Below are 26654 nucleotides of genomic sequence, written 5' to 3' on the forward strand. Positions count from 1 at the left end.
CTGCGCGTCGTGCTGCGCCCGGGCGCCTGAAGTGCCGGTCCGCCCGCGGGCAGGCCGCGGGCGGCGACGCTAAGATGCATCGACCGCCGGGCGCGCGGTGCCGGCCACGGGGCCGGACGCAGCCGCGCCCGACTGCCCGGGGACACGGACGAACATGCTGAGCCCGCTCTTTCCGCGCCTGCGCCGTCTGGCGCTGCGCCTGCCGCTGATCGCCGCCGCCGTGCTGGTCGCGACGCTGACCGTCTATGCGCTGCTCGGTGCCCGCGAACAGGCGGTGTTCTACGAGGAAACCGTCGCCCGCCAGAACGCCACGCTCGCACGCCAGACCGCCAGCCAGGCGGCCCTGGCGCTGCTGCGTTCGAGCCGCGAGACGCTCGAACGGCTGGCGCTCGACACCGCGCGCGACGGCGATGTCGACAGCGTGCAGATCCTCGACACCGCCGGCACGCTGCTCGCCCGCGCCGACGCCACCCCCGAAGGCCCGCGCCTGCGCCCGAGCGGCAGCGCGATCCTGCCGCCCGGGGACGGCCTGCCGCATTTCGACTGGCTGGCCGACACCGCCGACGGCCAGCGCCGCGCCGCCGCCTGGGCACCGGTCGGCAACGCCGCGCGTCCGCTCGGCTGGGTGCGGCTCGAAGTCCACATGCCGCCGGCCGCGGCGATCGGCAACTGGCTGCTGACGCGGGCACTGCCGCTCGGACTGTTCGCCGCCGCGCTCGGGGCGCTGCTGCTCGCGGTCGCGCTGCGCCGGCCGCTCAGCGCGCTGAACGAAGCCACCGACTTCGCCCGCGAACTCGACTCGCGCCGCGGTGAGCAGCTCGACCTGCGCTGCGGCTCGATCGAGGTCAGCGAACTCGGCGAGGTGCTGAACCAGGTTTCGGCGCGGCTCGCCGCCAGCGAGGCGGCACTGGCCGCCTCCGGCGAGCGGCTGGCGACGCTGCTGCGCCAGGCGGTCGACGGCATCATGACGCTCGACGCCGAAGGCCGCATCGAGAGCTTCAACACCACGGCCGAGCACCTGTTCGGCTACCCGGCACGCCAGGCGATCGGCTGTCACATCGGCCTGCTGCTGCCCGAAGTGCGCGCCGGCGAGACCTTCCGCCACCGCGAACTGCAGGGCCGCCGGCGCGATGGCGCGCTGATCCCGATCGAGGTCTCGGTCGGCTCGGCGCATGCCGAAGGCAGCCCGCAGGCGATGTACATCGCGATCGTGCGCGACATCAGCGAGCGGCGGCTCGCCGAACAGGCACTCGGCGAGAGCGAGGCGCGCAAGAGCGCGATCCTGCAGGCCGCGCTCGATGCCGTGATCACGATCGACCGCCGCGGCCGCGTGCTGGAGTTCAACCCGGCCGCCGAACGCCTGTTCGGTTTCCGCCGCGGCAGCGTGCTCGGGCGCGATCTGGCCGAGCTGATCGTGCCGCCGCGGCTGCGCGAGCGTCACCGCCAGGGGCTGGAGCGCTATCTCGGCACCGGCGTCAGCGACATGCTCGGGCGCCGCTTCGAGGTCGACGGCCTGCGCGCCGACGGCAGCGAGATTCCGGTCGAGATCGCCGTGACGCCGATCCACCTCGAAGCCGGCACGATCTTCACCGCCTACCTGCGCGACATCAGTGAACGGCGCGCCGCCGAACGCGCGCTGCGCGACAGCGAGGCCCGCTACCGGCGCGTGGTCGACAGCGTGCACGAGGTCATCTTCCAGACCGATGCCGAAGGTCGCTGGGCCTTCCTGAACCGCGCCTGGACCGAGATCACCGGCCGCAACCTCGACGAGAGCCTCGGGCGCACCGTCAGCGAATGCCTCGATGCCGAGGACCGGCGCAGCTTCCGCGCGCAGTTCGCGCTGGCGACCCCCGATCAGCCGCAGGGCCGCAGCGAGCTGCGCCTGCTCGGACGCCACGGCGAGCCGCGCTGGGTGCTGATGAACTGGGAGCTCTCGCACGGCCCCGACGGCCGGCCGCTCGGCGCCACCGGCACGATCTCCGACATCGGCGAACGCAAGGCCGCCGAGGCCGAACTGCACCGGGCGGTCGAGGCCGCCGAGGCCGCCAGCCGCGCCAAGAGCGAATTCCTCGCGACCATGAGCCACGAGCTGCGCACGCCGCTCAACGCCGTGATCGGCATGACCGATCTGGCCCTCGATGCCGTCGCCGAAGCCGAGGTGCGCGATTATCTGGTCACCGCCCGCGGAGCGGCCGGCAACCTGCTCGCGATCATCGACGACCTGCTGGACTTCTCGAAGCTCGAAGCCGGGCGCCTCGTCACGCGCACCGAACCCTTCCTGCTGCGCGACACGCTGCGCACGACCATCACCAACCACGCGCGCGCCGCCGCCGGGCGCGGCCTCGAACTGCTGTGGGAGGTCGATGCCGACGTGCCGGATGCCGTCACCGGCGACGGCGAACGGCTGGCACAGATCGTTTCGCACCTGCTGTCGAATGCGGTCAAGTTCACCGAACAGGGCGAGATCGTCGTGCGCGTGCGCGCGCAGGAAGTCTCCGAACAGTCGGTCGTGCTGCACTGCTCGGTGCGGGACACCGGCATCGGCATCGCGCCGGACAAGATCGCGCGCATCTTCCAGCCCTTCGTGCAGGGCGACACCTCCAGCACGCGCCGCTTCGGCGGCACCGGGCTCGGCCTGAGCATCTCGCAGCGGCTCGCCGAGATGATGGGCGGCCGGCTCTGGGTCGAGAGCAGCCCCGAGCGCGGCAGCGACTTCCAGTTCACGCTGCGGCTCGAACGCCAGCCCGCCCGGCCCGACGTGCGCCGCGGCCCCGAATGGACCGGCATGCGCGCGCTGGTGATGGCCGCGAGCCAGAGCGCGCGCGCCGTGCTCGAACGCCAGCTGCGCTACTGGGGCTTCCAGGTGGCAGCGGCCGGCGTTGCCGACGAGGCCGAGCGGCTGCTGCAGGAGCGCGCCGGCTTCGGCCAGCATTTCGAACTCGCACTGTTCGACGAAACCCAGCCCGGCACCGTCGAACTGCTGCGCCGGATCGCGCCCGCCGAACGCCGGCCGCGCGTGCTGCTGCTGCGCTCGCCGCTGACACCGCCCTCCGCCAGCCTGCCGGCCGGAGCCGATGCGTCGCTGCTGAAGCCGGTCGACCCCGCGCGCCTCGCCGAAGCCCTCACCCGGGCGCTCAGCCCGGCGGCCGAGCGCACGCCGCTGGTGCGCTTCGGCGACGACGCAACGGTCACGCCGGCTCCGCGCCTGGACCGCGAGGCGATCGACGGGCGGCTCGCCCCCTTCGATCCCGCAGCACTGCTCGCGCAGTGCCACGGCAACGCCGCCCTCGCCGGGCGGCTGCTCGACCTGCTGCGCCGCCAGATTCCCGAGCATCTGGCGACGCTGCGCCGCGCCGTCGACAGCGAGGATCTGGTGCTGATCCGGCGCGAGGTGCGCACGCTGGCCGGACCGCTCGGCTCGGTCGGGGCGCAGGCCGCGCTCTCGCGCCTGCGCAGCCTCGAAGCCGCCGACGCCGCGCATGCACCGGCCTGTTTCCAGCTGCTGGAGACCGAACTGCAGCGCGTGCTCGAATTCGCCGCGCTGCCGCTGCCGGCCGAGGCCGGTTAGGCGGCCCGACCGCAAGTTGACGTAAACGTCACCGGCCTTTACTTCCCCCCCTGCGTTCGGTCAAACTCCGCGGCGGCCCAGACCGTCATCTCACTATCCTGATCTGCAACGAAAATCAGGAAGATGAGTGCCGCCGCATCCAGGAGGTCGGATGCGAAACGGTGCGGACGGGCCGGAGAGCGACTTTCTGAATCAGAGCCATAAATAAGGAATGCGCCATGCAACCCGATGTCGTCCGACAGGTTAAGAGCAATCCGAAATATCACGATCTCGTCGCCAAGCGCTCCGCATTTGGCTGGACGCTTGCGGTCGTGATGCTGGTCATCTACTACGGCTTCATTCTCGTGATCGCCTATTCACCGACCTCGCTCGCTGCGAAAGTCGGTGCCGGTGCCACGATGAGCATCGGCATGCCGCTCGGCGTTGCGATCATCGTCTCGGCGTTCCTGCTGACCGGTATCTACGTCGCGCGCGCGAACTCCGAGTTCGACCGTCTGACCCACGAAATCGTCGAGGCGGTCAAGTGATGAAGAAGCTCCTCCCTGCCAGCCTGTTCGCCTCGCTGTTCCTCGCACTGCCCGCCTTTGCCGATGCCGTCAAGGGCCCGGTCGAGAAACAGGCGATCAACGTCACCGCCATCGTGATGTTCCTGGCCTTCGTGGCCGCGACGATGGGCATCACCTACTGGGCGGCCTCGCGCACCAAGACCGCCAAGGACTTCTACACCGGCGGCGGCGGCATCACCGGTTTCCAGAACGGCCTCGCGATTGCCGGCGATTACATGTCGGCGGCCTCGTTCCTCGGTATTTCGGGTCTGGTGTTCTCGTCCGGCTATGACGGCCTGATCTATTCGATCGGCTTCCTCGTCGGCTGGCCGATCATCATGTTCGTGATGGCCGAACAGCTGCGCAATCTCGGCAAGTTCACGTTCGCGGACGTGGCCTCGTACCGTTTCGGCCAGACCGAAATCCGCACGATGGCCGCTTTCTCGTCGCTGGTCGTCGTCGCGTTCTACCTGATCGCGCAGATGGTCGGTGCCGGCAAGCTGATCCAGATCCTGTTCGGTCTCGATTACAACCTCGCCGTCGTCGGCGTCGGCGTGCTGATGCTGATCTACGTGGTGTTCGGCGGCATGACCGCAACCACCTGGGTGCAGATCATCAAGGCCGTGCTGCTGCTCTCCGGTGCCACGTTCATGGCGCTGGCAGCCCTGTCGCACTTCGGCTTCTCGCCGGAAGAAATGTTCAAGCAGGCGGTCGCCGGTCACCCGAAGGGCGACAAGATCATGGGCCCGGGCGGTCTGGTCACCGATCCGATCAACGCGATCTCGCTGGGTCTCGCGCTGATGTTCGGCACCGCCGGCCTGCCGCACATCCTGATGCGCTTCTTCACGGTGCCGAACGCCAAGGAAGCCCGCAAGTCGGTGTTCTACGCGACCGGCTTCATCGGCTACTTCTACATCCTGACCTTCATCATCGGCTTCTCGGCGATCGTGCTGCTCGTCCAGCACCCCGAGTTCTACAAGGCTGACGCGCTGGTCAACGGCGCCGTCGACAAGGCCAAGCTGATCAGCGGCCTCAACGGCGGCACCAACATGGTCGCGATCCACCTCGCCAACGCCGTCGGCGGCAACATCTTCCTCGGCTTCATCTCGGCCGTCGCGTTCGCGACCATCCTCGCGGTGGTCTCGGGCCTGACGCTGGCCGGTGCCTCGGCGATCTCGCACGACCTGTACGCGAGCGTCATCGCCAAGGGCCGCTCCGACGAAGTCACCGAAATGAAGGTCTCGCGTGGCGCGACCATCACGCTCGGCGTCATCGCCGTCGTCCTCGGCATCATCTTCGAGAAGCAGAACGTCGCGTTCATGGTCGGTCTGGCCTTCGCGATCGCGGCCAGCGCCAACTTCCCGGTGCTGATCATGTCGGTGTTCTGGTCGAAGATGACGACGCGCGGCGCGATGATCGGCGGCTGGATCGGCCTGACCGTCGCGGTGGTGCTGACCGTCATCTCCAAGGCCATCTGGGTCGATGTCATCGGCAATGCCGCACCGCTGATCACGCTGAACAACCCGGCGATCATCTCGATCCCGTCGGCGTTCATCGCGATCTGGCTGTTCTCGGTCACCGACAAGAGCAAGCGCGCCGAACAGGACCTGCTCGGCTTCGAGGCCCAGGACGTGCGCTGCCAGACCGGCATCGGTGCCGAAGGCGCTTCCGGCCACTGAGCCTGATCCAAGTCAAGCCATCCGGGGCCGAAAGGCTCCGGAACGCTCCCCAGGACCCCGCCGGCTCTTTTAGACTGGCGGGGTTTTTCATTACGGAAATGTCATGGAACCGCGTCCGCAGCTGAGCCGCATCCCGCCCTTCGATCGTCTGCCCGCCGAGACGCTCGCCCGCGTCGCCGAAGCGGTCGATGTGCTGTTCTTCCGCCGCGACCAGACGGTGCTGACCGAGCAGGAAGCGCCCGATTCGCTGTATGTGCTGACCCAGGGCTCGGTGCAGGTGCTCGCCGGTGGCGAGGTCATCGCGCGCTACGGCCCCGAGGACTGCTTCGATCTCGAAGCGCTGCTGCGCCGGCGCAGCCCCGGGCGCATCGTCGCGCGCGAGGACACGGTCTGCCTGGCGCTGCCGCGCGCCGAATTCCTGTACCTGCTCGCCGAATGCCCGGAATTCGCCGATCCGCTGTTCGCGGAACTCGCCGGACGCACCGCCGGCAGCCGCCCGGTCGACACGCACGGCGAGCTGGCCGGCTTCATGATCGCCAAGATCGGCGATGCCTACGTCCACCCGCCGCTGCAGGTGACGGCCGCAAGCTCGATCCACGAGGCTGCGCGCGCGATGCGCGACAACCGCGCGACCTCGCTGCTGGTCGTGCGCGAGGACGGCGAGATCGGCATCTGCTCGGGCACGGACCTGCGCAACGCCGTCGTCATCGAACGCCGCTCGCCGGATGCGCCGGTCGGCGACATCGCCTCCTACGGCCTGGTGTCGCTGGAAGAAGACGACTTCCTGTTCAACGCGCTGCTGACCATGACCCGCCACAGCATCAGCCGCGTCGTGATCCGCCACGACGGCGCGATCCGCGGCGTGCTCGAACAGGTCGACCTGCTGTCTTATCTCTCGAACCACTCGCACCTGATCGCCGTGCAGATCGAGCGCGCCGGCAGCCGCGAGGAACTGGCCAAGGCCAGCCACGAGCTGACGCGCGTGATCGAGGCGCTGCACGGCAAGGGCGTGAAGCTGCGCTACATCGGCCAGCTGCTGTCGGAGCTGAACAAGAAGCTGCTCGGCAAGCTGTTCACGCTGATCGCGCCGCCCGAGCTGATCGACAACGCCTGTCTGGTGGTCATGGGCAGCGAGGGCCGCGAGGAGCAGATCCTCAAGACCGATCAGGACAACGCGCTGCTGCTGCGCGACGGCTACACGCATCCCGGGCTCGATGCGATCACGCAGGCCTTCACCGAGGCCCTCGTGGCCTTCGGCTATCCGCCCTGCCCCGGCAACATCATGGTCTCGAACCCGTACTGGACGAAGCCGCTCGGCGCGTTCAAGGACGAGATCTTCAACTGGATCAAGCGCCCGAGCGAAGACGGCTTCATGCACTTCGCGATCTTCTTCGACGCGATGCCGGTCGCCGGCGACACCGCCCTGCTCGACGAGGCCAAGCGCTACCTGCACCAGCAACTGCAGAGCAACTCCGGCTTCTTCGCGCACTTCGCGCGCGCGACCGTCAGCTTCGAGACCCCGCTCGGCTTCTTCCAGAACTTCGTGACCGGCAAGGACGGCCAGCACCGCGACGAGCTCGACCTCAAGAAGGGCGGCATCTTCCCGCTGACGCACGGCGTGCGCAGCCTCGCGCTCGAACACCGCCTGGAGCCGACCAACACGCTGGAGCGCATCGAGGCGCTGGAAGCCAAGGGCGTGCTGACACCGGCGCGGGCGGCCGAGCTGACCGAGGCGCTGACGATGATGTCGACGCTGCGCCTGACCACGGGCCTGCGCAAGCTGAAGGCCGGCCTGCCGCAGGACAACTTCGTGAACCCGAACGAGCTGAACAAGCTCGAACGCGAGCTGCTGCGCGATTCGTTCAAGATCGTCAACGAATTCAAGAAATTCATCACCTTCCACTTCAAGCTGAATCTGGTCACCTGATGCTCGCCGCCCTCGCCCGTCCGTTCCGTCACGCCGCGCCGCCCGAGGCGTTCGATTTCATGCAGGAAGCCGGCGGGACCGCCGGCGAGCTGGTCTGCCTCGACTGCGCGGCGACCTCGCTCGACCTGCGCAGTGCAAGGCTGCTGTCGCTCGCGGCCGTGCGCATCCGCGGCAACCGCGTGCTGACCTCCTCGGCGCTGCAACTCGATATCGCCGGCCCCGAGCACGGCGACGGCCAGGGCATGAGTGCGCTCGAAGCCGTGCAGAAGCTGCTGCGCTTCATCGGCCCGCGGCCGGTGGTCGGCTACTGGCTCGATTTCGACCTCGAACTGCTGGAGCCGCAGATCGAGCGCCTGCTCGGCTGCCCGCTGCCGAATGCGACCGTCGAGGTCTCGGCGCTGTACCATGCGCGCATCCGCCGCCAGCCGCGAGCACCGCACCGGCCGCTGGACCTGCGCTTCGAGACCCTCCGTCGCGACCTCGAACTGCCGGCGCTCGAAAGCGGCTCGCCGCTTGCGCACGCGGTGCTGACGGCGCTGATGTACCTGAAGCTCAGCGCCGCCCCGGACAGTCAGCCCTGAGCCCCGTCGAGGTGCTGCCGATGCCTGCGATCCGCATCCTGTATTTCGCCAGCCTGCGCGAGCGGGTCGGACGTGCCAGTGCCGAGCTGCCCGGGGACGATCCGCTGACCGTCGCCGAAGCCTGGTCGCGCCTGAACCCGGCGCTGCCGCTGCCGCCGAACACGCTGGCGGCGATCAACCACGAGTACGTCGACCTCGGCGCGCCGGTGCGCGGCGGCGACGAACTGGCGTTCTTTCCGCCGGTGACCGGAGGCTGAGCATGGCCGTGCGCATCGAGATCCGCGAACACGGCTTCGAACCGCTGGCCGAACTCGCCGCCCACCAGCAGGCGCTCGATGCGCGGCTCGCCGGTCGCTACGGCGCGACGGCGAGCTTCATCGGCACGATGCGCGATCACAACGAAGGCGATGACGTGCGCGGCATGCGTCTGGAGCACTATCCGGGCATGACCGAGCGGGAACTCGCGCGTCTGGCCGAAGAGGCGGTCGAGCGCTGGTCGCTGCTCGATGCGCTGGTGATCCACCGCGTCGGCGAGCTGCTGCCGAATGATCCGATCGTGCTGGTCGCGGTCTGGAGCGCCCACCGCGGCGCGGCCTTCGACGCCTGTCGCTGGATCATGGAGGCGCTGAAGTCGCGCGCGCCGTTCTGGAAGCACGAAACCCTGCCCGACGGCAGCCGCTGGGTCGCGAAGAACACGACCGGCTGAGCCTGCAGGGCCTTCCCCCCGCCCGGACACCGCCGGCGGCCACCCCCGTGCCGCCGCAAGGAGAGCCGATGTCCCCGCAGCACGTCTCGCAGTCCTTCGATTACGCCACTGCCTTCAGCCGCAACATCGGCTGGCTGACACCGACCGAGCAGGCCTGGCTGCGCGGCCGGCGGCTGGCTGTCGCCGGACTCGGCGGCGTCGGCGGCGTGCATCTGCTGACGCTGGCGCGGCTCGGCGTCGGCGCCTTCCACCTCGCCGACTTCGACCGCTTCGAGCTGCACAACTTCAACCGTCAGGCCGGCGCGACGATGGCGACGCTCGATCGGCCGAAGCTCGACGTGATGGCCGAGGCCGCCCTCGCGATCAATCCGGAACTCGATATCCGGCGCTTTGCGGACGGCGTCACCGACGACAACCTCGATGCCTTCTTCGACGGCGTCGACCTGTACGTCGATGCGCTGGATTTCTTCGTGCTGCCGGTGCGGCGCAAGGTGTTCGCGGCCGCCCACGCCCGCGGCATTCCGGCGATCACGGCCGCGCCGCTCGGCATGGGCACGGCGGTGCTGACCTTCCTGCCCGGGCGCATGAGCTTCGAGGACTACTTCCAGGTCGAGGGCCAACCCGAGGAGGAACAGTACGCGCGCTTCCTGGTCGGGCTGTCGCCGACGATGCTGCAGCAGGGCTATCTGGTCGATCGCTCGACGATCAACTTCGTCGAGAAGCGCGGACCGTCGACGCCGATGGCCTGCGAACTCGCCGCCGGCGTGCTCGTGACCGAATCGCTGAAGCTGCTGCTCGGCCGCGGCCCGGTGCGCGCCGCGCCGTGGGGCCTGCACTTCGATGCCTACCGCAACCGGCTGTCGCGCACCTGGCGCCCGGGCGGCAACCGCCACCCGCTGAACCGCCTGACGCTGGCGATCATGCGCACGCTGCTGCGCCGCGCCCGCAGCCTGCCGGCCCCGGCGCGTGCCGCGCCTGCGGCACCGGCCGGGCTGGACCCGCGCGTCGCACGCGTGCTCGAACTGGCGAGCTGGGCCCCGAGCGGCGACAACACCCAGCCGTGGCGCTTCGAGGCCGTCGACCCGCTGACCGTGATCGTGCACGGCTGCGACACGCGCGATCACGTGATCTACGACCTGCGCGGCCGGCCGAGCCAGCTCGCCCTCGGCGCGCTGCTGGAAACCGCGCGCATCGCCGCCCCGGGCGCGGGGCTTGCGCTCGACATCGAAACGCTGCCCGGCGTCGGGGACACGACGCCGGCGTTTGCGCCGATGTTCCGCCTGCAGTTCACGCCGGCAGCGGCGGCCGTGCGCCATCCGCTGGAAACCGCGATCCGCGCACGCTGCACGCAGCGCCGGCCGCTGTCGCGCCGGCCGCTCACGGACGCCGTGAAGGCGGCCTTCCTGCAGGCGCTCGGTCCCGGCTACTCGCTGCGCTGGCTGGAAGGGGATCAGCGCCTCGATGTCGCGAAGCTGCTGTTTCGCAACGCCCACATCCGGCTGACGACGCCCGAGGCCTACCCGACGCACCGCGACATCATCGAGTTCGGCGTGCAGTACAGCGAGGACCGGCTGCCCGGGGCCGCGGTCGGGCTCGATCCGGTCGGGCTCGCGCTGATGCGCTGGGCGATGAAGAGCTGGGAGCGCGTCGACTTCCTGAACCGCTGGTTCGCCGGCACCTGGCTGCCGCGGCTGCAGCTCGACTTCGCACCGGCGCTCGGCTGCGCCGCGCATTTCCTGATCATTGCCGAACAGGCACCGCAGACGCTCGCCGACTATCTCGCCGCCGGCGCCGCAATGCAGCGCTTCTGGCTGACCGCGACCCGCCTCGGCCTGCAGTTCCAGCCGGAGATGACGCCGCTGATCTTCTCCGGCTACATCCGCGACGGCATCGAATTCACGACAAAGCAGGCTTCGGTCGACAACGCCCGCACGCTCGCCCGCCAGCTCGATGCACTGGTCGGGGCCGACACCGCGGCGCGCGCCGTGTACTTCGGCCGCCGCGGCTACGGCCCGGTGCCGGTATCGCGCTCGACGCGCCTGCCGCTCGCGCGGCTGATGACCGGCGGCGGCAGCCCGGACGCCAGCCCTCAGAAGTCGTAGCGGACCTCGGCGTAGACGCGGTCGCCGTTGGTGAAGCGGCCGAACAGCGCATCCGGCGGGCCGTTCAGGATGTCGGCGCCGAAGCTGGCCTTCAGGTCGGCGCTGACGTTCCAGGTCAGCCGCGGCCGCAGCAGCCAGTCGCCGCGGTTGAGGCTCTCGATCAAGGTGATTTCCGGCTCCAGCCGGTCGCCCCAGACCTTGGTCGAATAGAACAGGCTGACACCGCTCTCGACGCTCTCCGGCACCATGTCCGGGTCGTGGTCCTGATAGAAGCGCTGGAAGAACTGCAGGTTCAGGCGGTTGCTGGCGTCCGGCGTCCAGTCGAGACCGAGCACGTAATCGAGCGTGTCCTTGCGCACCAGACCGTCGGCATCGCTCAGGCGCAGCACGTCGTAGCGCCGGCCCATCGTGTAGATCGCCTCGGCCTTGAACACCAGCCCGTCGCCGATGTCCTTGCCGACGGTCAGGCCCCACTGCTGGATGCGGTTGTGCGTCGGCGTGTAGGTCAGCGTCGGCACGCCGCCGACCAGGCCGAAGCTGCGCTGGAAGGCCGGCTGCACGTCGGTGCTGCGGTAGTAGTAACCGTTGATGTCCCAGCCATCGACGATCCAGCCGAGGCGCACGCCGGCGGCATCGTCGCTGTCACCGCCGCGCGGTTTCTTTTCATCGAGGATGCGGTAGCCAAGCCCCGGGAAGGCCGGCGGATACGGGTAGAAGTCGTCGCCGGGCTCGCCGATGTTGTCGTAGGTCAGGTACGGGATCCACACGAGCTCGGCGTGGAAGTCGTCCTTGAAGTACTCGGCGCGCGCCGCCCACTGCGGGATGCGCAGCTGCTCGAAGTCGGCGAGCACGAACTCGCGCATGTCGCGCGCCGAGACCACGTCGGCGAAGAACAGGCCGACCATCTCGCCCCAGACGATGTTCTGGCGCCCGAGGCGCAGGTCCCAGTCCCCGAGGCTCACATCGAGGAAGGTCTCGCGCACCAGCCCCTCGAAACCGCGGTCGTCCTGCACCTTGTCCGGATAGAAATCCGAGTGCTGGACAACCGGGTCCCAGCGCAGCCAGCCGCTCGCCTTCCACGAGATCGACTCGCTGAAGCTGCCGGTGGCGGCCAGGTTCAGCGTGTTGCGGGACTTCGACCAGTGATTCTCGCCGCCGAAGGTGTACGCGGTCTCGTTCGACAGGTAGCCGCTGAGCTTCACGTCCTGCTGCGCGGCAGCCGCCGGCGTGACCGCCAGCAGTGCGATGCCCAGGGCGATGCGGCCGGACCGGTTCGGATGGTTCGTCATCGGGTCTCCTCGCCGACGATGGCGCCGTCACTGATGCGCACGAGCCGGCTGGCCATCGCCATCACGCGGGCGTCGTGCGTCGAAAAGATGAAGGTGGTGCCGGACTGCTCGTTGATGTGCTTCATCAGCTGCAGGATACCGTCGCCGCTCTGGTGATCGAGGTTCGCGGTCGGCTCGTCGGCAAGCACGATCTTCGGCTTGGTCGCCAGCGCCCGGGCGATCGCGACGCGCTGGCGCTGGCCGCCCGAAAGCTGGTTCGGGCGATGGCGTGCGAACCGCGCGAGTCCGACCATGTCGAGGAAGTACGCGACGCGCTGGCGGCGCTCGGCCCGGGGGATGTGCTGGATGTTGATCAGCGGGTACTCGACGTTTTCCTCGGCCGACAGCACCGGCAGCAGGTTGAAGGTCTGGAAGATGAAGCCGAGCGTGCGGGCGCGCAGTTCGGCGAGCTGGTCCGGATCGCGGCCGGTCACGTCGTGGCCATCGACGATGACGCGCCCGGAACTCGGCGTGTCGATGCAGCCGATCATGTTCAGCAGCGTCGTCTTGCCGCTGCCGGAGGGTCCGGCCAGCGCCACGAACTCGCCCGGCTCGACGCGCAGGCTGACGCCGTGCAGCGCCGTCACGTCCTGCTCGCCGAGGCGGTAGCGTTTCGAGACGTTTTCGATGCGTACTATGCTCATGACCCGTTCTTCATCCCGCGGCTCGCGCCGTATCCCTGCCCCGCCCTGCGGCCGGGCGTACCCGTTGTGTACCCGATGCCTGGAGAGTATGCCGATGCGTGCGACCGTACTGCGTCTGCCTTCCCTGCTGCTGCTGTGCGCCGCCACCCTGGCGATGCCGGCGGCGCGGGCACAGGAAGTGGACCTCGAAGCCCTCGCGATGCTGGAGGCCGCCGATCAGGTCCGGTTTCCGCGCAGCGACTTCGAGGTGAACGTGCGGATCAGCTCGACCACGCCCGGAGGCGAAACCGAGGTCCGCGATTACCAGATCCTGTCGAAGGGTAACGAAAACACCCTCGTCATCACTACCGCCCCGGCCTCGGAGCGCGGCCAGGTGCTGCTGATGCGCGGGCGCGACCTGTGGGTGTACTCGCCGCGCCTGTCGCAGCCGGTGCGCCTGCCGCTGTCGCAGCGCCTGACCGGCCAGGTCGCCAACGGCGATCTGGCACGCGCGAACTTCTCGGGCGACTACAACGCCCGCGTGCTGCGCGACGAGACCATCCAGAAGCGCAAGTACGCAGTGCTGGAGCTGACCGCCATCGATGGCAGCGTCACCTACAGCCGCGTGCTGCTGTGGGTCGATCGTGCCGGCAACCAGCCGCTGAAGGCCGAGTTCTACGCGCTGTCCGGCCGGCTGCTGAAGACCGCCCAGTACCTGAACTACACGAAGCTCGACAACACCGTGCGTCCGACCCAGCTGGTCATGGAGGATGCGGTCAAGCGCGGTGACCGCTCCGTGCTCGATTACTCCGCGATGAAGCCGCGCGAGCTGCCGAACAAGCTGTTCAACAAGGACTACATGAAGCGCGTCACGCAGGGCATCGACTGAAGCCCGCGGGTCCGGACCCTGCGGCCGCACCGGGCTCATTGCGCCCGGCGCAGCGCTTCGACGACCGGCAGCCGCGACACCCGCCACGCCGGCAGCACCGAGGCCAGCACGGTCGCAACGACGCCGATGACCAGCGCCACCGCCACCTGCTCCGGCACGATGCGCACGACCGCGAGATAGCCCTGGCTGGAGTTCGGTGGCGGTGGCATCGGAATGCCGATCGAGCTGATGCCGAGCGCCAGCCCGATGCCGAGCGCCGCGCCGGCCAGCCCCCCGACCAGTCCCGAGATCGCGCTCTCCATCACCAGCAGCTGCAGCACCTGCCGGCGGCGGTTGCCGAGCGCGAGCAGCGTGCCGACCTCGGCCGTGCGCTCGAAGATCGAGATGTTGATGCTGTTCGACACCGACAGCGCCACCATGATCAGGATGATCGCCTGCAGCACGCCGAACTGCGTGCGGTACAGATCCACCGCCTTGCGGTAGAAATCGGCGAGTTCGTCCCAGGTGTACACGGCGAGCGGCTGGCCATCGAGGGCCTTGCGCAGCTGCCCGGCAGCGGTCTGCGTGAAGGCGGTGTTCTCGAGCGCGACGACGACGGTATGCACGGACTTCGTGTTCAGCAGCGTCTGCGCCGTCGCGAGCGGCAGGCGTGCGGCACGCGCGTCGTAGTCGATCGACACGCTGCGGAAGATGCCGACCACCTTCAGCTCGACGGTGTTGATCGCGCCCTCGGGCGTGGCGGTCAGCAGCGTCACGAACGCCCCCGGCGCAACGCCGAGCGCCCGCGCCAGCCCCTCGCCGAGCTCGACGACGTTCTGATCGCCGCCGGTGAGGCGCCGGCCGTCGACCAGCGTCACGAAGCCGCCGACCGCCACCTCCTTTTCCGGCTCGCCGCCCTCGGCGACCACCGGCAGCTCGCCGCTGCCGTTGCTGAGCGTGCCGGTGAGGTTCACGCGCATCATCGCCTCGCGCACCGTCGGCAGCTTCTTCGCGGCGGCGACGACGGCTCCGGGGTTTTCGATCATGTAGGCATAGGGCTGGCGGTTGCGCAGGTCGAAGTAGTGCTCGCGCGCGACCTGCAGGTGGCCGAGGCCGCTCTGCACGGTGTTCTCGCGCAGGCGCACGAAGATGTCGTCGACGAAGCCGGCCGACAGCACCAGGCTCACGACCCCGAAGGCGATCGCCCCGAGCGTCAGCAGCGTGCGGCCGCGGTGGCGGGTCAGGTTGCGGTAGGCGAACTTGAGCATGGCGCGCTCCGCTTCAGCGGTTGTGCCGCAGCGCGTCGACGATGACGAGCCGCGAGGCCTTCCAGGCCGGATACAGGCCGGAGACGAAGGTCGCGATGACGGCCAGCCCGAAGGTCGAGCCCGCCAGCGCCGGCGTGACCAGGATCTCGGCGACGAAGCCCTTGTCCATGCCCGGGGCCGGCGGCATCGGGATGCCGACCGCCGAGGCCACCGAGGCGATGGTCACGCCGAGCGCCGTACCGGTCGCCGCGCCGAGCAGGCCGAGCGCGAGGGCTTCGAGGCTGAAGATCTTCAGGATCGAGCGCCGGCGCGTGCCGAGCGCGCACAGCGTGCCGATCTCGCCGGTGCGCTCCATGACGTTCATCATCAGCGAGTTCGAGATGCTGAGCAGGATGATCACCGCGATCATCAGCCGCAGCACGAACATCTGGCGCTGGAACAGCTCGCTGGTCTTGTTGTAGAAGTCGGCGAGGTCCGACCACGGCACCGCCTGCAGGCCAGCCGGCAGCAGGGCGCGCAGCTGCGGCAGCACGGCGGCCGTCGATTCGGTGCGATCGAGCAGCACCACCCAGATGTGCACGCCATCGACCTGCAGCAGGTCCTGTGCGGTCTTCAGCGGCACGCGCAGGGCGACATCGTTCAGCGCCTTGTTCGAGGTCGAGAACAGCCCGCGCACCTTCAGCTCGACCGGCGTGAACGCGCCGCTGCCGGAGTTGCTCATCAGGATCAGCTTCTGGCCGGGCTTGACGCCGAGCGTCGCCGCGAGTCCGGTGCCGACGATGACCTCGCGCGCGTCGCTGGTGGTCAGGCCCTTGCCGCTGACGATGCGGTAATCGATGCTGATCGGCGCCTCGTCCTCGGGCACCACGCCCTGACCGAGGTACGGCACCGTGGTCTCGCCGGTGCTCGCCAGACCGCTGAAGCTCAGCCGCGGCGTCACGGCGCGCACGTGCGGCAGCTCGCGCAGGCCGGCCGGCGGCGCATCGCCCGGGATCAGGAAGCCGCGCGGATCGGCCGTGCCGCGCACGAAGAAATCCTGGCGCACGACCTGCACATGGCCGAGCTGGCCGTAGACGGCCGATTCGCGCGTCGCCCACAGCACCCATTCGATGAAGCCGCCGGCGAGGATCAGCGCCACGGCGCCGAAGCCGATCGCGCCGAGCGCGGCGGCCGTGCGCTTGCGCTGGCGCACGAGGTTGCGCAGCGCCAGCGCCAGATCGTGCAGTCCGGCCGGCAGGTCGGTGCCACGATCGGGTGCCCGCTGCCCGCGCGCCGCGCTCGCCGGCCGCCACGGCCGGCCGACCATGCGCGACAGCCGCAGCATCCCGATCATGGCCCGACTGGCCGCCCCGGCAGCGCCGGCCACCGGCACATGCCGGGCTTCGAGTTCGGCCAGCGCCCGTTCCAGCGGACGCAGGCGCGGATCGCCGGAAGCGAGCTGGCGCGCGCGCGCCAGATGCCGGCCGGCACGGGCGTGATAGCCCTCGTCCCATTCGTTCTCGAACAGGTACTGCAGCAGCGCCTGCGTGGCGCCGAACTGCAGCTGCACGGCCTCGGGGTGACGCTTGGCGGCGTCCTCGAACAGGCGCAGCGCCTGCAGCCACTCGCCGACCTTCAGCGCGTCGAGACCGGCCTCGTGGCGGGCGCGCAGCTCGGGCTCGGCGCTGTTCAGCTCGGATTCGTTCAGCGCGACGATCGCCGCATGCCGCCGGCCGCGGCGCATGCGCTCGCGCCAGCCGCCGCCGCCCGGTTCGGCGTCGACGACGTTGATCGCCGTGACCGCCGACACCGGCGCGCGCAGCACGTACAGGCAGATCGCCGGCAGCACCAGCAGCACGCACAGCGCGATGACCGGAATGCCGCCGATCAGCGCCCCGGCGAGCGCCATCCACGCCGGGGCCGCCACCGGCACGCCGAGCGCAAATACCGCGAGGCCGGCGACGCTTGCCAGGGCCGAGACCAGCACCGGCAGCGCCCGGTCGGCCGCGGCGAGCGCCACGGCTCTGGCGACCGAGCCCTCGATCGGCAGCAGCCGCTGCACGGCCGACACCAGCAGCAGCGTCGACTGCACCGACAGACCGAGCAGCGCCGTGCCGGCAAAGCCGGTGTACGGACCGACCGGCTGGCCGCTGACGGCCAGCCCGACGACGAAGGCCAGCGCCGCGAACGGCACGGCCGCGAAGATCACCAGCGGCTGGCGGTAGCTGTGCGCGCGCGTCGCGAGCACCAGATAACCGAGTCCGCTGCCGAGCGCGAACAGGCTGACCAGCGCACCGAGGTGACCGGCGACGCTGCCGAAGGCGCCGCCGATGACCAGCTCGACGCCGGGCAGGCCGGCGGCGGCCGTGCGCTCCCATTCGGCGACGATCACGCGGTTCAGCGCGAAGGTGTTGACGCGCGCCTGATCGACGTCGGCCTCGATGCTGATCGCACGGCGCAGGTTCTGGTGGCGCACGACGCTGCGGCCGCTGGCCGGCTCGGCGCTGGCGAACTCGCCGAGCGGGGCGCTGCGGCCATCGGGCAGGCGCACCGGCCGCGCCAGGAATTCCTCGATGTCGAAGAACGGTTCGGGCGCAGCCTTGCCGCGCAGCAGCACGTCGACGTTGCGGCCCTGCTCGCGCAGCTGCGCGATGGTCTCGCCCTCGCCGAGCAGGCGCAGCTCGCGCAGCAGCTGCGGCGCCGACAGCCCGGCGCGCAGCAGCGCCCCCGGTTTCAGCACCAGGCGCAGCTCCGCGGCCTCGGCCTGATCCTCGTCGTCGACCACATCGGTGACGCCGATCAGGCTGCGCAGGATGTCGACGACGCGATCGGCGGCGCGGCGCACCTCGGCCGGATCATCGCCGCGCACGGTGACGCTGAGCGGCCGCGCCACCGGCCGGCCGTCGTCGACGGCCTGCACGCTCAGGTTGTCGACGCCACCGACGAAGGCGAGCCGCGGCTTGACGCGCGTGATCGCCTGCTCGACGGTCAGCGCGTCGCGGATGCGGTCGCCGCTGCGCAGGCCGACCAGCACCTGGCCGTGGCGCTCGCCGGTCAGCAGTTCGCGCTCGCTGCGGCGCAGGCCGGCGCTGATCACGACCTCGGCCAGCGCATCGGCCGGCAGCTGCTCGCGCACGATGCGCTCGACCTCACGCCCGGCGGCGAGGGTGTCCTCCAGCTTCGCACCCGGCGACAGTTCGAGGTTCACGTAGAAGGAGCGCAGCTGCCCGCGTTCGGCGAACTCGACGCCGACGCGGCCGCTGCCGAGGGCGACCAGCGCGCCGAGCAGCAGCAGCACCAGCACCAGCCCCGGCACCAGCGGCCGGCGCAGCGTCCAGTTCAGCAGCCGCCGGTAGGCGTGGCGCAGCCGCCAGGCCAGCCATTCGCGCCGGGCCTGCACCGGATGGCGGCGCGGCAGGCGGATGCGCGTGACCACCGCGTGCGAGGGCAGCAGCAGCACCGCGTAGGCGATGCCGGCGACCAGCATGCCGGTCATGACCCGCGCCGCCAGCGCGCCGGCCGGTCCGCTGCCTTCCGGCAGCCACATCGGCAGCAGCATCGCCAGCAGGAACACCAGCGTCGCGACCATCAGCGGCAGTCCGGCCTCGCGCCAGGCGCCGTAGGCGGCATCGAGCGCCGCGGCACCGCGCAGCAGCCGGTGCTGCAGGCGCTCGCCGACTGCGACTGCCGCATCGATCAGCAGCACGAAACCGGCGAGCACGCCGGTCAGCATCACCGGCGTCAGCACGCCGCCCGAGAATCCCCACGGCGCCAGCGCCAGACCGACGGCCGCCGGCACCACGCAGGCAACGAGCATCGCCAGGCGCCAGCCGAAGGCGATCGCGAACACCAGCAGCGCGGCGGCGAGCGCCGGCAGCGCGCCGCGCTCGTAAGCCTGCAGCGCGCGACGGGTGTCGGTGCTGCGCGCATCGAGCACGCGCAGCTCGATCGCGGCGGCCTCGGCATCGCTGTCCGCGAAGCGCGCCGCCTGCTCGCCGAGTGCCGCCGACAAGTCGAGCGCGTTGGCGTCGGACTTGCGGTACACCGACAGCAGCACCGCCGGCCGGCCGTCGGCCAGCACCGCGCGCGTCGCCGGTTCGGGGCCGCGCTCGATGTCGGCCAGCGCCGCGAGCGGCTGCAGGCCGCGGACACCCGGAACCGGCAGCTGCGCGAGGCGCTCGGGCTGCAGGTCGGCACCCTCGACCAGCAGCTGCATCGGCCGCTCGTCGAAGTCGACGCGCCCGACCGCCTGCTCGCGCAGCTGCGCCCCGACCAGTTCGGCCAGCCGCGCCGGCGTCAGGCCGTGACGGGCGACACGCTCCGGATCGAAGCGGATCTCGACGCGCGTGGCGCGCGTGCCGTAGCGCTCGACGCGCTCGACATCCATCAGCCGCTCGAAGGACTGCGCCAGCCGCTCGGCCGCCGCGTACGGCGCCGGCGCATCGGGGGCCCGGGCCAGCACCAGCACGTCGGCGCTCGGCAGCACGCCGGCGCCATGCACGCTCGCGATCTCCGGACGGCCGGCCAGCGACGGCAGCTGTCGCTCGACGTGCTGCACGATCCAGCGCAGCTCGTTCAGCCGGCGCTCGAAGGTCGCCTCGCTGACCGTGCGCAGGCGCACGGTCAGGCGCGATTCGCCGACGCGGCTGGTGCTGGCGATGAAGTCGAGATCGGCGATCGGCTTGATCGCGGCTTCGAGCACCGCGGTGACGCGGGTCTCGATCTCGGCGGTCGCGAGTCCCGGTGCGGCCGTGACGATCTCGACGGCCGCCGCGGACGGTCGTGCGGTCTGCTCGCGCGGCATCTGCCACCAGGACAGCACACCGGCGAGCAGCGCAAGCAGCAGGGCCAGATTCGCGAAGACGGGATTGCGGAAAAAGCGGCGGCGCAGCATCGCTCAGGCCCCGCTGCCGCTGCCGTCGGCCGGACGCAGCGGCAGGACATCCTGTTCGGCGGACGCGTACGGCATCGGCAACACTCCGTTCGGTGCGGGGTCTGGGACGGGAAGGCAGGCGCGACTGTAGCGCCTTGTGACCGGCGGCGCACCGCGGCGGGCGCGATGCCCAAGCGCAGGCGCCTCGGGTATGCTCGGGCCATGAACGATTCCGTCCGCAAGTCCCCGATCGCCTTCCGCTTCCGTGGTTTTCTGCCCGTCGTCGTCGATATCGAGACCGGCGGCTTCAATGCCCGCACCGATGCGCTGCTCGAAATCGCCGCGGTGCTGCTGCGCCTCGGCAGCGACGGCCGCCTGTATCCGGCACGCACGATCGCGCATCACGTCGAGCCGTTTGCGGGCGCCAACCTCGATCCGGCCTCGCTGAAGGTCAACGGCATCGACCCCTTCCACCCGTTCCGGCTGGCGCTGCCCGAGGCCGAAGCACTCGGCAACGTGCTGCGCGAGGTGCGCCGCGAGGTGCGCGAGACCGGCTGCACGCGCGCGATCATGGTCGCGCACAACCCCGCGTTCGATCTCGGCTTCCTGAATGCGGCGGCCGAGCGCTGCGACGTGAAGCGCAATCCCTTCCACCCGTTCTCGACCTTCGACACCGTGACGCTCGCCGGTCTCGCCTACGGCCAGACCGTGCTCGCCCGTGCCGCGCAGGCCGCCGGCATCGCCTGGGATGCGCGCGAGGCGCACTCGGCCGTCTACGACGCCGAGCGCACGGCGGAACTCTTCTGCAACATCGTCAACCGCTGGAAGGATCTCGGCGGCTGGGTGCCGAGCGCCGACGATCCCTGAGCCCGGGCAGCCCCAGGCTCAGGCGCGGGCGTCAGCCGATCGCCTCGACCGCCTCGCGGATCAGCGCCGGTCCGCGGTAGATGAAGCCCGAGTACAGCTGCACCAGACTGGCCCCGGCCTCGATCTTGGCCCGGGCGTCATCGCCGCTCAGGATGCCGCCGACGCCGATGACCGGCAGCGCGCCATCGAGCGCCTTCGCCAGGCCGGCGATCACCGCCGTCGAACGCTCGCGCAGCGGCGCCCCTGACAGCCCGCCGGTCTCGCCGGCGTGGCGCAGGTGCTCGACGCCGGCACGCGAGAAGGTCGTGTTGGTCGCGATCACCGCATCCAGACGTGCCCGCACCAGCGCCGCAGCGATCACCGGCAGGTCGGCATCCGCCACATCCGGCGCGATCTTCAGCGCCAGCGGCACATAGCGGCCGTGATGGTCGGCGAGGCGGGTCTGCGCCTCCTTGAGTTCGTCGAGCAGCCGGTCGAGCGCCTCGCCGTACTGCAGGTCGCGCAGGCCCGGCGTGTTCGGCGAGGAAATGTTGACGGCCACGTAATCGGCGTGCGCGTAGACCTGCTGCAGGCAGAGCAGGTAGTCGTCGCTGGCGCGCTCGTTCGGCGTGTCCTTGTTCTTGCCGATGTTGATGCCGAGCACGCCGCGAAAGCCGGCCGCGCGTGCCGCCATGACCCGGTTGACCAGCGCCGTGACGCCGCCGTTGTTGAAGCCGTAGCGGTTGATCAGCGCCTGCGCCTCGGGCAGCCGGAACAGCCGCGGGCGCGGATTGCCGGCCTGCGGGCGCGGCGTGACCGTACCGATCTCCAGGCAGCCGAACCCGAGGGCCGCCAGCCCGCGGATCGCCGAGCCGTCCTTGTCGAGGCCGGCAGCCAGACCGACCGGATTCGGAAACTCGATGCCCATGACCACGCGCGGCCGGCGCGGCACCGCGCGTGTCATCAGTCCCGCCGCCGGCCCGATGCGCCCGAGCGCGGCCAGTGTCAGGTCGTGGGCACGTTCGGCATCGAGCCGGAACAGCAGCGGGCGCAGCAGGCGATAGGGCATGGCGGTCGGCACATCGGCAGCTCGGGGCCGATCAGTATAAGCACGGTGCCGCCGCCCCCGACCGTGGTCGTGGGCCGGGGTCTGTCAGGATTTTTATCAGCTGTGCGACCTAATTTGCCCGCCGGTCAGACCAAACCCCTTGTTTTTTCATGTAAGCAAGCTTACGGCACGTAACTTGCTGTATTTAACATTCGGGATCACTGGCGCAGCACGAGAACCCGCGTGCGCCAGGTCAGGGCCGGCCAGCCGATTCACACAGCGGAGGTGAAAGCCATGTATCGCAGCACATAAGAAATCCGCGCAAAACCCATGCACATGAGGTGAGCAACATGAACCAGCGCATGCTGGCAGCCGCAATCGGAGCGGCCTGTCTGATCGGCGGCGTTCCGACGACCCAGGCTGCCTTCTTCCTGCCGACCCCGCAGTTCAACGCCTTCCAGTACGGCGACTTCTATTCGTACTCGCTGCCGATCCTCGCATATCGTTATGCGCGCGAATTCGGAGGTGGCGTCGGCCCCGGCAATCCGTTCTACATCGCCTCCGGCCCCGGACAGATTTCCGATCTGACCGTCATCGGCACCGGCGCGAACGGCCAGCCGGTCAATACGAATTACAGCGGCGTCGACAATGCCTACCAGACGCCGAACAACACCGGCGTTGACCAGTTCCAGACCACGACCTCGGCTCCGGGCGGTGTCGATGACCCGGGTGACAACGGCAATCCGGCGAATCACACCACCGAGTTCGTCGGTGACGGCGAAAACACCTGGGATGCGCGCGTCTCGGCGCTGACCAGCTTCCTGAACGGCGGTGACCTGCTGTTCTTCTTCAACAACAACCAGGTCAATTCCGGCGCGGCCACCAACCAGAACCTGATGGCCTGGGGTCAGTTCACGCTGAAGGACGATGCCGGCGTCGCGCCGGATCTGGTCTTCGACCTGACCAACAACCGCGGTGCCGGCGGCAATCCTTCGCTGACCGGCGCCGAGACGCTGGGCTACACGCACGGCGCCGGTGACACCCCGGCCCTCAACGCCGCTCCGGCCAGCATCACCACGACCGACTTCTACTACATCCTCTCCGGCGGTCAGGTCACGATCCCGAGTTCCGACACCTGCCGCAGCATCTTCGGCTACCAGATCCCGGGCTGCGTGCCCGATGCCGACCAGACCTTCAACCACAACCTCGGCGCCAACCAGGCCGCCTACATGCTGTATTCGCCCGAACTCAACACCGCGATCGCCAATGGTCTCTACGACGTGATGCAGTTCGACTTCCGCATGTCGGCCCTGAACAACGGTTACGAGCAGATCTTCATCGCCAGCTCCAGCAGCGTGACCTCCGTCCCGGAACCGGCCAGCCTCGCGCTGCTCGGACTGACGCTGCCCTGGCTGATGCGCCGCCGGCGTCGCTGAGCGCCTGCGCGCTCCCCGTCGCTGCCCGCCCCCCTCGCCCGCCTTGCGGGCCAGGGGGTGTCCGCTGCCATCCGTGCCAGGAAACTGCCGATGAACCGCTCCCGCCTCCAGCCGCTGGCGCTGGCGCTGGTCTTCGCCCTGGGCGGTCCGCCGGCCGTCGCCGGCACCGCCACCGAAGAACTGCACGCCGGCCTGCAGAGCCTCGACCGCAACGATTACGCCGGGGCCGAAATCCATCTGAAGAATGCCTTGCAGCAGCGCCCGGACCTCGCTCCGGCCCAGGTCGCGCTCGGTCACACCTATCTGCGCCAGGGGCGGTTCGAACTCGCGGAAAGCACCCTGCAGGGGGCGCTGCGCCTCGGAGCCGAGCGCGCCGACATCGATCCGCTGCGCATGTACCTGAAGCTGCGCCAGGGAGAGTTCCAGGCCGTCCTCGACGGCTTCGATCCGTACCGCCATACCGGCGCCGCGCGCGCGCGCATGCTGCGCCTGCGCGGTGAGGCGCGGCTCGAACTCGGTCTGATGGAAGAGGCTGCCCTGTCGTTCACCGCTGCCCGCGAGGCCGCACCGCAGGCGCCGGACGGTGACATCGGTCTGTCGATGCTGGCCCTGCAGCAGCAGGATGTCGCGCTCGCGCGCAGCGCCGCCCAGCGCGCCACCGGCCTCGATCCGCGCTCGACCGAAGCCTGGACCGCGCTCGCCGCCGCCGAACTCGCTGCCGGGCATGCCACCGAGGCCCTCGCCGCCGCCGACACCGCCCTGAAACTGGATGAACTCTGCCTGCCGGCGCGCGCCGCGCGCGTCAGCGCCCTGATCGCGCTCGGACGTGCCGACGAGGCACAGCCGGTGCTCGATCGCCTGCGCCGGCAGAATCCGGCCGATGTGCGCACGCTGCTGCTCGCCGCCGAACTGGCCCGCGCGCGCCAGGACCCGGAAACGGCACGCGCACGCCTGACCGATGCCTCGCTGCTGCTGAAGGCCATCCCGCGCGAGACGCTGCTGCGCTCGCCCTCGCTGCTGAAATTGTCCGGCACCGTGCACGAGGCGCTCGGCCTGTCCGAAAAGGCCCGCGGCGACCTGACGCAGTATCTGGAGCGCATGCCGGGTGACGAGACTGCACGCCGGCTGCTCGCCGCGGTGCTGCTGCGCCTCGGCGATCCCCGCCAGGCGCTGGAACTGCTGCAGCCGCTGCCGGACGATCCGCATGCCGTCAGTGACGTACGCCTGCTGACCCTGCTCGCCGATGCCCATACCCAGCTCGGACAGCATGCGACAGCGGCCGCGCTGCTGGAGCGGCTGATCGAACTCGGCGGCCAGCAGCCGGCCCTGTTCGCGCAGCTCGGCCAGGCCCGCCTGCAGAGCGGTCAGGGCGATGCGGCACTCGCCGCGCTGTCCGCAGCCTGGGCGCAATCCGGCGAAGCCCGCGACGGCCTGCTGCTCGCCAGCCTGCAGCTCGGTGCCGGCCGGCCGGCCGAGGCGCTGCGCACGCTCGATGCCGTCGCGGTGCGTGCCCCGGATCATGCCGTCGTGCTGCACCTGCGCGGCGGCGCAAGACTCGCGCTCGGCGATACCGCCGGGGCCCGGGCCGACTTCGAACGCGCGTTGCAGCTCGCGCCGGGGCTGCTCATGGCCGCGGTCAATCTCGCCCGGCTCGACGCTGTCGAGGGCCGCCCGGCCGACGGCATCCGCCGCCTCGAACAGCTGATCAGCGCCAATCCGCGCGACGCCGGCCTGCGCACCGATCTCGGCCGGCTGCTGCTCGGCATCGGTCGCACGGACGAGGCCGTGCGCGCCTGGGAACAGGCGCGCACGCTCGATCCGCGCCGGCTGGAGCCGCGCCTGGCCCTGGCCGGCTACCGGCTGGAGCACCGCGAGCCGCTGCTCGCCCAGACGGTCGCGAGCGAAGCGGTCGCGATCGACCCCGGCAGTTTCGATGCGCTCGCCGCCCTCGGCATGAGCCAGCTCGCGCTGCAGCAGACTGCGGCGGCCCGCCAGAGCTTCCGCCAGCTCGGCGAGGCCGCCGGCGAGAACCTGCCGCGGCTGCTGCGCGCCGCCCGCCACCAGCTGCTGGCCGGTGCGGCGCAGGATGCCGTTGACACGCTCGAACGCGCACGGCGCATCGACCCCGGACAGCCGGACACGCTGAAGGCGCTGGCCGAAGCCCAGGTCTCGGCCGGGCAGGTGGCCGCGGCCGAAGCCACGGCCCGCACCCTGCTCGCGCAGCCCGAACCGCCGGCCGATGCCTGGGGACTGCTCGGCGAGATCCTGATGGCACGCGGACAGGCGGGCGAGGCGGCCGGCGTCTACGAGGCCGGCCATGCCCGCCATCCGCGCAGCGCCTATGCAGTCGCGATCTGGCGTGCCCACGCCGCCGCCGGCGCCCCGGCCCGCGGCCTGCCGGCGCTCGAAGCCTGGGCAGCGCAGCATCCGGCCGATCCGGACGCGCGCGCGGCACTGGCGATCGCCTGGCCGCAGGCCGGCGAGTGGCAGAAGGCGCTCGGCCTGTACGAAGCCCTCGCCGCCGCCCGCCCCGGCGACGCGATGATCCTCAACAACCTCGCGCTGCTGTACCTGCGCACCCGCGATGTCCGCGCGCTGGCCACGGCCCGGCGCGCGCTGGCCTCCGCCCCCGGTCACCCGGCCGTGCTCGACACGCTGGGCTGGATTCTGGTGCAGCAGGGTCAGGTGGCGGAGGGTCTGCAGCAGTTGCAGGCGGCGCTGGCGCGCGACCCGCTCAACCCGGAACTGCTCTGGCACCTCGGCTATACGCTGCACCGCCTCGGCCGCCCGGCCGAAGCGCGCCGGCCGCTCGAACAGGCGCTGGCGACCGGCACCGGCTTCGACGGCGCCCGGGAAGCCCGGCAACTGCTCACCGCCCTGCCCCGCTGACGCAGCCCGCCGGCTTCGATCCCGCGCTGCGCAAGCAGCCGGCGTTCGAAGCCGGTGCGGGCGCAGCCCGGCGCATGCCCGCCGTCCCTCGCCGGTGACCCGGCGCCCGGCCCCATGGACCCTGCGGTCCGCCGGCGGCCATCTGCAAACCGCAAGCTTTCCTGTTCCGGTCACCGGCGGCGGTGTTCAATTTTCTGACACGCCGCCTCTTGCGGTGGCGGCGAATCCGACCCGCCGTTATTCACGGCCGGGAATGACGGCTGCCGGACATTCGCCAGCATCACGTCGGCCACCCGGATATTGCATTCGCGATTGCGCATGCCGGACATCCATTACGCCAGGCGGGACAGTCAGATTATTTTACACACCGGCTTCCGGACAAAAATGG

At 70.3% G+C, this 26654-nt stretch carries 18 protein-coding genes; 12 read left to right on the forward strand and 6 right to left on the reverse strand.

Translation table 11 applies throughout. The features are described from left to right. Positions 1-154: 154 nt before the first annotated feature. The 8 genes from PKE44_RS02345 to PKE44_RS02380 all read left to right on the forward strand — a co-directional run bounded on the left by PKE44_RS02345 (position 155) and on the right by PKE44_RS02380 (position 11108). Positions 155-3568 (forward strand): PAS domain S-box protein, encoded by a 3414-nt coding sequence (locus tag PKE44_RS02345; protein WP_324548055.1) that lies wholly within the window; start codon positions 155-157, stop codon positions 3566-3568. Positions 3569-3786: 218 nt separating this feature from the next. Next, entirely contained in the window at positions 3787-4095 is a 309-nt protein-coding gene (locus tag PKE44_RS02350; RefSeq protein WP_324548056.1) for a DUF485 domain-containing protein, read from the forward strand. Beyond that, a complete protein-coding gene (locus PKE44_RS02355) occupies positions 4095-5792 on the forward strand; it encodes a cation acetate symporter (RefSeq protein WP_324548057.1) in 1698 nt (565 codons plus the stop codon). Before PKE44_RS02350 ends, PKE44_RS02355 begins: the two co-directional genes overlap by 1 nt. Positions 5793-5895: 103 nt before the next feature. Beyond that, a complete protein-coding gene (locus tag PKE44_RS02360; protein ID WP_324548058.1) occupies positions 5896-7719 on the forward strand; it encodes a putative nucleotidyltransferase substrate binding domain-containing protein in 1824 nt (607 codons plus the stop codon). Further along, positions 7719-8300, forward strand: a complete 582-nt coding sequence (locus PKE44_RS02365) for a 3'-5' exonuclease (protein ID WP_324548059.1) — start codon at positions 7719-7721, stop codon at positions 8298-8300. Before PKE44_RS02360 ends, PKE44_RS02365 begins: the two co-directional genes overlap by 1 nt. Positions 8301-8320: 20 nt before the next feature. Further along, positions 8321-8557, forward strand: coding sequence for a MoaD/ThiS family protein (locus PKE44_RS02370; protein ID WP_324548060.1), 237 nt, complete (start codon positions 8321-8323; stop codon positions 8555-8557). Between the two features lie 2 nt (positions 8558-8559). Further along, positions 8560-9006 (forward strand): molybdenum cofactor biosynthesis protein MoaE, encoded by a 447-nt coding sequence (locus PKE44_RS02375; RefSeq protein ID WP_324548061.1) that lies wholly within the window; start codon positions 8560-8562, stop codon positions 9004-9006. 68 nt (positions 9007-9074) lie between these two features. After that, positions 9075-11108 carry a ThiF family adenylyltransferase gene (locus tag PKE44_RS02380; protein WP_324548062.1) on the forward strand — a complete coding sequence of 678 codons (2034 nt, stop codon included), beginning with the start codon at positions 9075-9077 and terminating at the stop codon, positions 11106-11108. On the opposite strand, the gene PKE44_RS02385 is transcribed toward PKE44_RS02380, so the two are convergent. Next, entirely contained in the window at positions 11096-12397 is a 1302-nt protein-coding gene (locus tag PKE44_RS02385; protein WP_324548063.1) for a DUF1302 family protein, read from the reverse strand. The two genes, PKE44_RS02380 and PKE44_RS02385, sit on opposite strands and share 13 nt — an antisense overlap. Next, on the reverse strand, positions 12394-13080 hold the full coding sequence (locus tag PKE44_RS02390; RefSeq protein ID WP_324548064.1) for an ABC transporter ATP-binding protein: 687 nt from the start codon (positions 13078-13080) through the stop codon (positions 12394-12396). The genes PKE44_RS02385 and PKE44_RS02390 overlap by 4 nt, the downstream gene beginning before the upstream one ends. A gap of 94 nt (positions 13081-13174) precedes the next feature. Here PKE44_RS02390 and PKE44_RS02395 point away from each other — a divergent pair, with 94 nt between their 5' ends. Continuing rightward, a complete protein-coding gene (locus tag PKE44_RS02395) occupies positions 13175-13948 on the forward strand; it encodes an outer membrane lipoprotein-sorting protein (RefSeq protein ID WP_324548065.1) in 774 nt (257 codons plus the stop codon). Positions 13949-13983: 35 nt separating this feature from the next. Here PKE44_RS02395 and PKE44_RS02400 read toward each other — a convergent pair whose 3' ends face one another. Continuing rightward, positions 13984-15195, reverse strand: coding sequence for an FtsX-like permease family protein (locus PKE44_RS02400; RefSeq protein ID WP_324548066.1), 1212 nt, complete (start codon positions 15193-15195; stop codon positions 13984-13986). 13 nt (positions 15196-15208) lie between these two features. Further along, a complete protein-coding gene (locus PKE44_RS02405) occupies positions 15209-20068 on the reverse strand; it encodes an efflux RND transporter permease subunit (protein WP_324548067.1) in 4860 nt (1619 codons plus the stop codon). A 201-nt stretch (positions 20069-20269) separates the two neighbouring features. Here PKE44_RS02405 and rnt point away from each other — a divergent pair, with 201 nt between their 5' ends. Beyond that, complete coding sequence (rnt, locus tag PKE44_RS02410; RefSeq protein WP_324548068.1) at positions 20270-20914, forward strand: ribonuclease T; 645 nt, start codon at positions 20270-20272, stop codon at positions 20912-20914. Between the two features lie 31 nt (positions 20915-20945). Here rnt and PKE44_RS02415 read toward each other — a convergent pair whose 3' ends face one another. Beyond that, positions 20946-21962, reverse strand: a complete 1017-nt coding sequence (locus PKE44_RS02415) for a quinone-dependent dihydroorotate dehydrogenase (RefSeq protein WP_324548069.1) — start codon at positions 21960-21962, stop codon at positions 20946-20948. A gap of 329 nt (positions 21963-22291) precedes the next feature. Between PKE44_RS02415 and PKE44_RS02420 the strand changes: the two genes are divergently transcribed. Continuing rightward, positions 22292-23377, forward strand: a complete 1086-nt coding sequence (locus PKE44_RS02420; protein ID WP_324548070.1) for a PEP-CTERM sorting domain-containing protein — start codon at positions 22292-22294, stop codon at positions 23375-23377. 90 nt (positions 23378-23467) lie between these two features. Next, complete coding sequence (gene prsT / locus PKE44_RS02425; RefSeq protein WP_324548071.1) at positions 23468-26266, forward strand: XrtA/PEP-CTERM system TPR-repeat protein PrsT; 2799 nt, start codon at positions 23468-23470, stop codon at positions 26264-26266. A gap of 170 nt (positions 26267-26436) precedes the next feature. Here prsT and PKE44_RS02430 read toward each other — a convergent pair whose 3' ends face one another. Beyond that, on the reverse strand, positions 26437-26586 hold the full coding sequence (locus PKE44_RS02430; RefSeq protein WP_324548072.1) for a hypothetical protein: 150 nt from the start codon (positions 26584-26586) through the stop codon (positions 26437-26439). Positions 26587-26654: the final 68 nt, after the last annotated feature.

The sequence above is a fragment of the Plasticicumulans sp. genome, from assembly GCF_035331805.1.
In the GTDB taxonomy this organism is placed as follows: domain Bacteria; phylum Pseudomonadota; class Gammaproteobacteria; order Competibacterales; family Competibacteraceae; genus Plasticicumulans.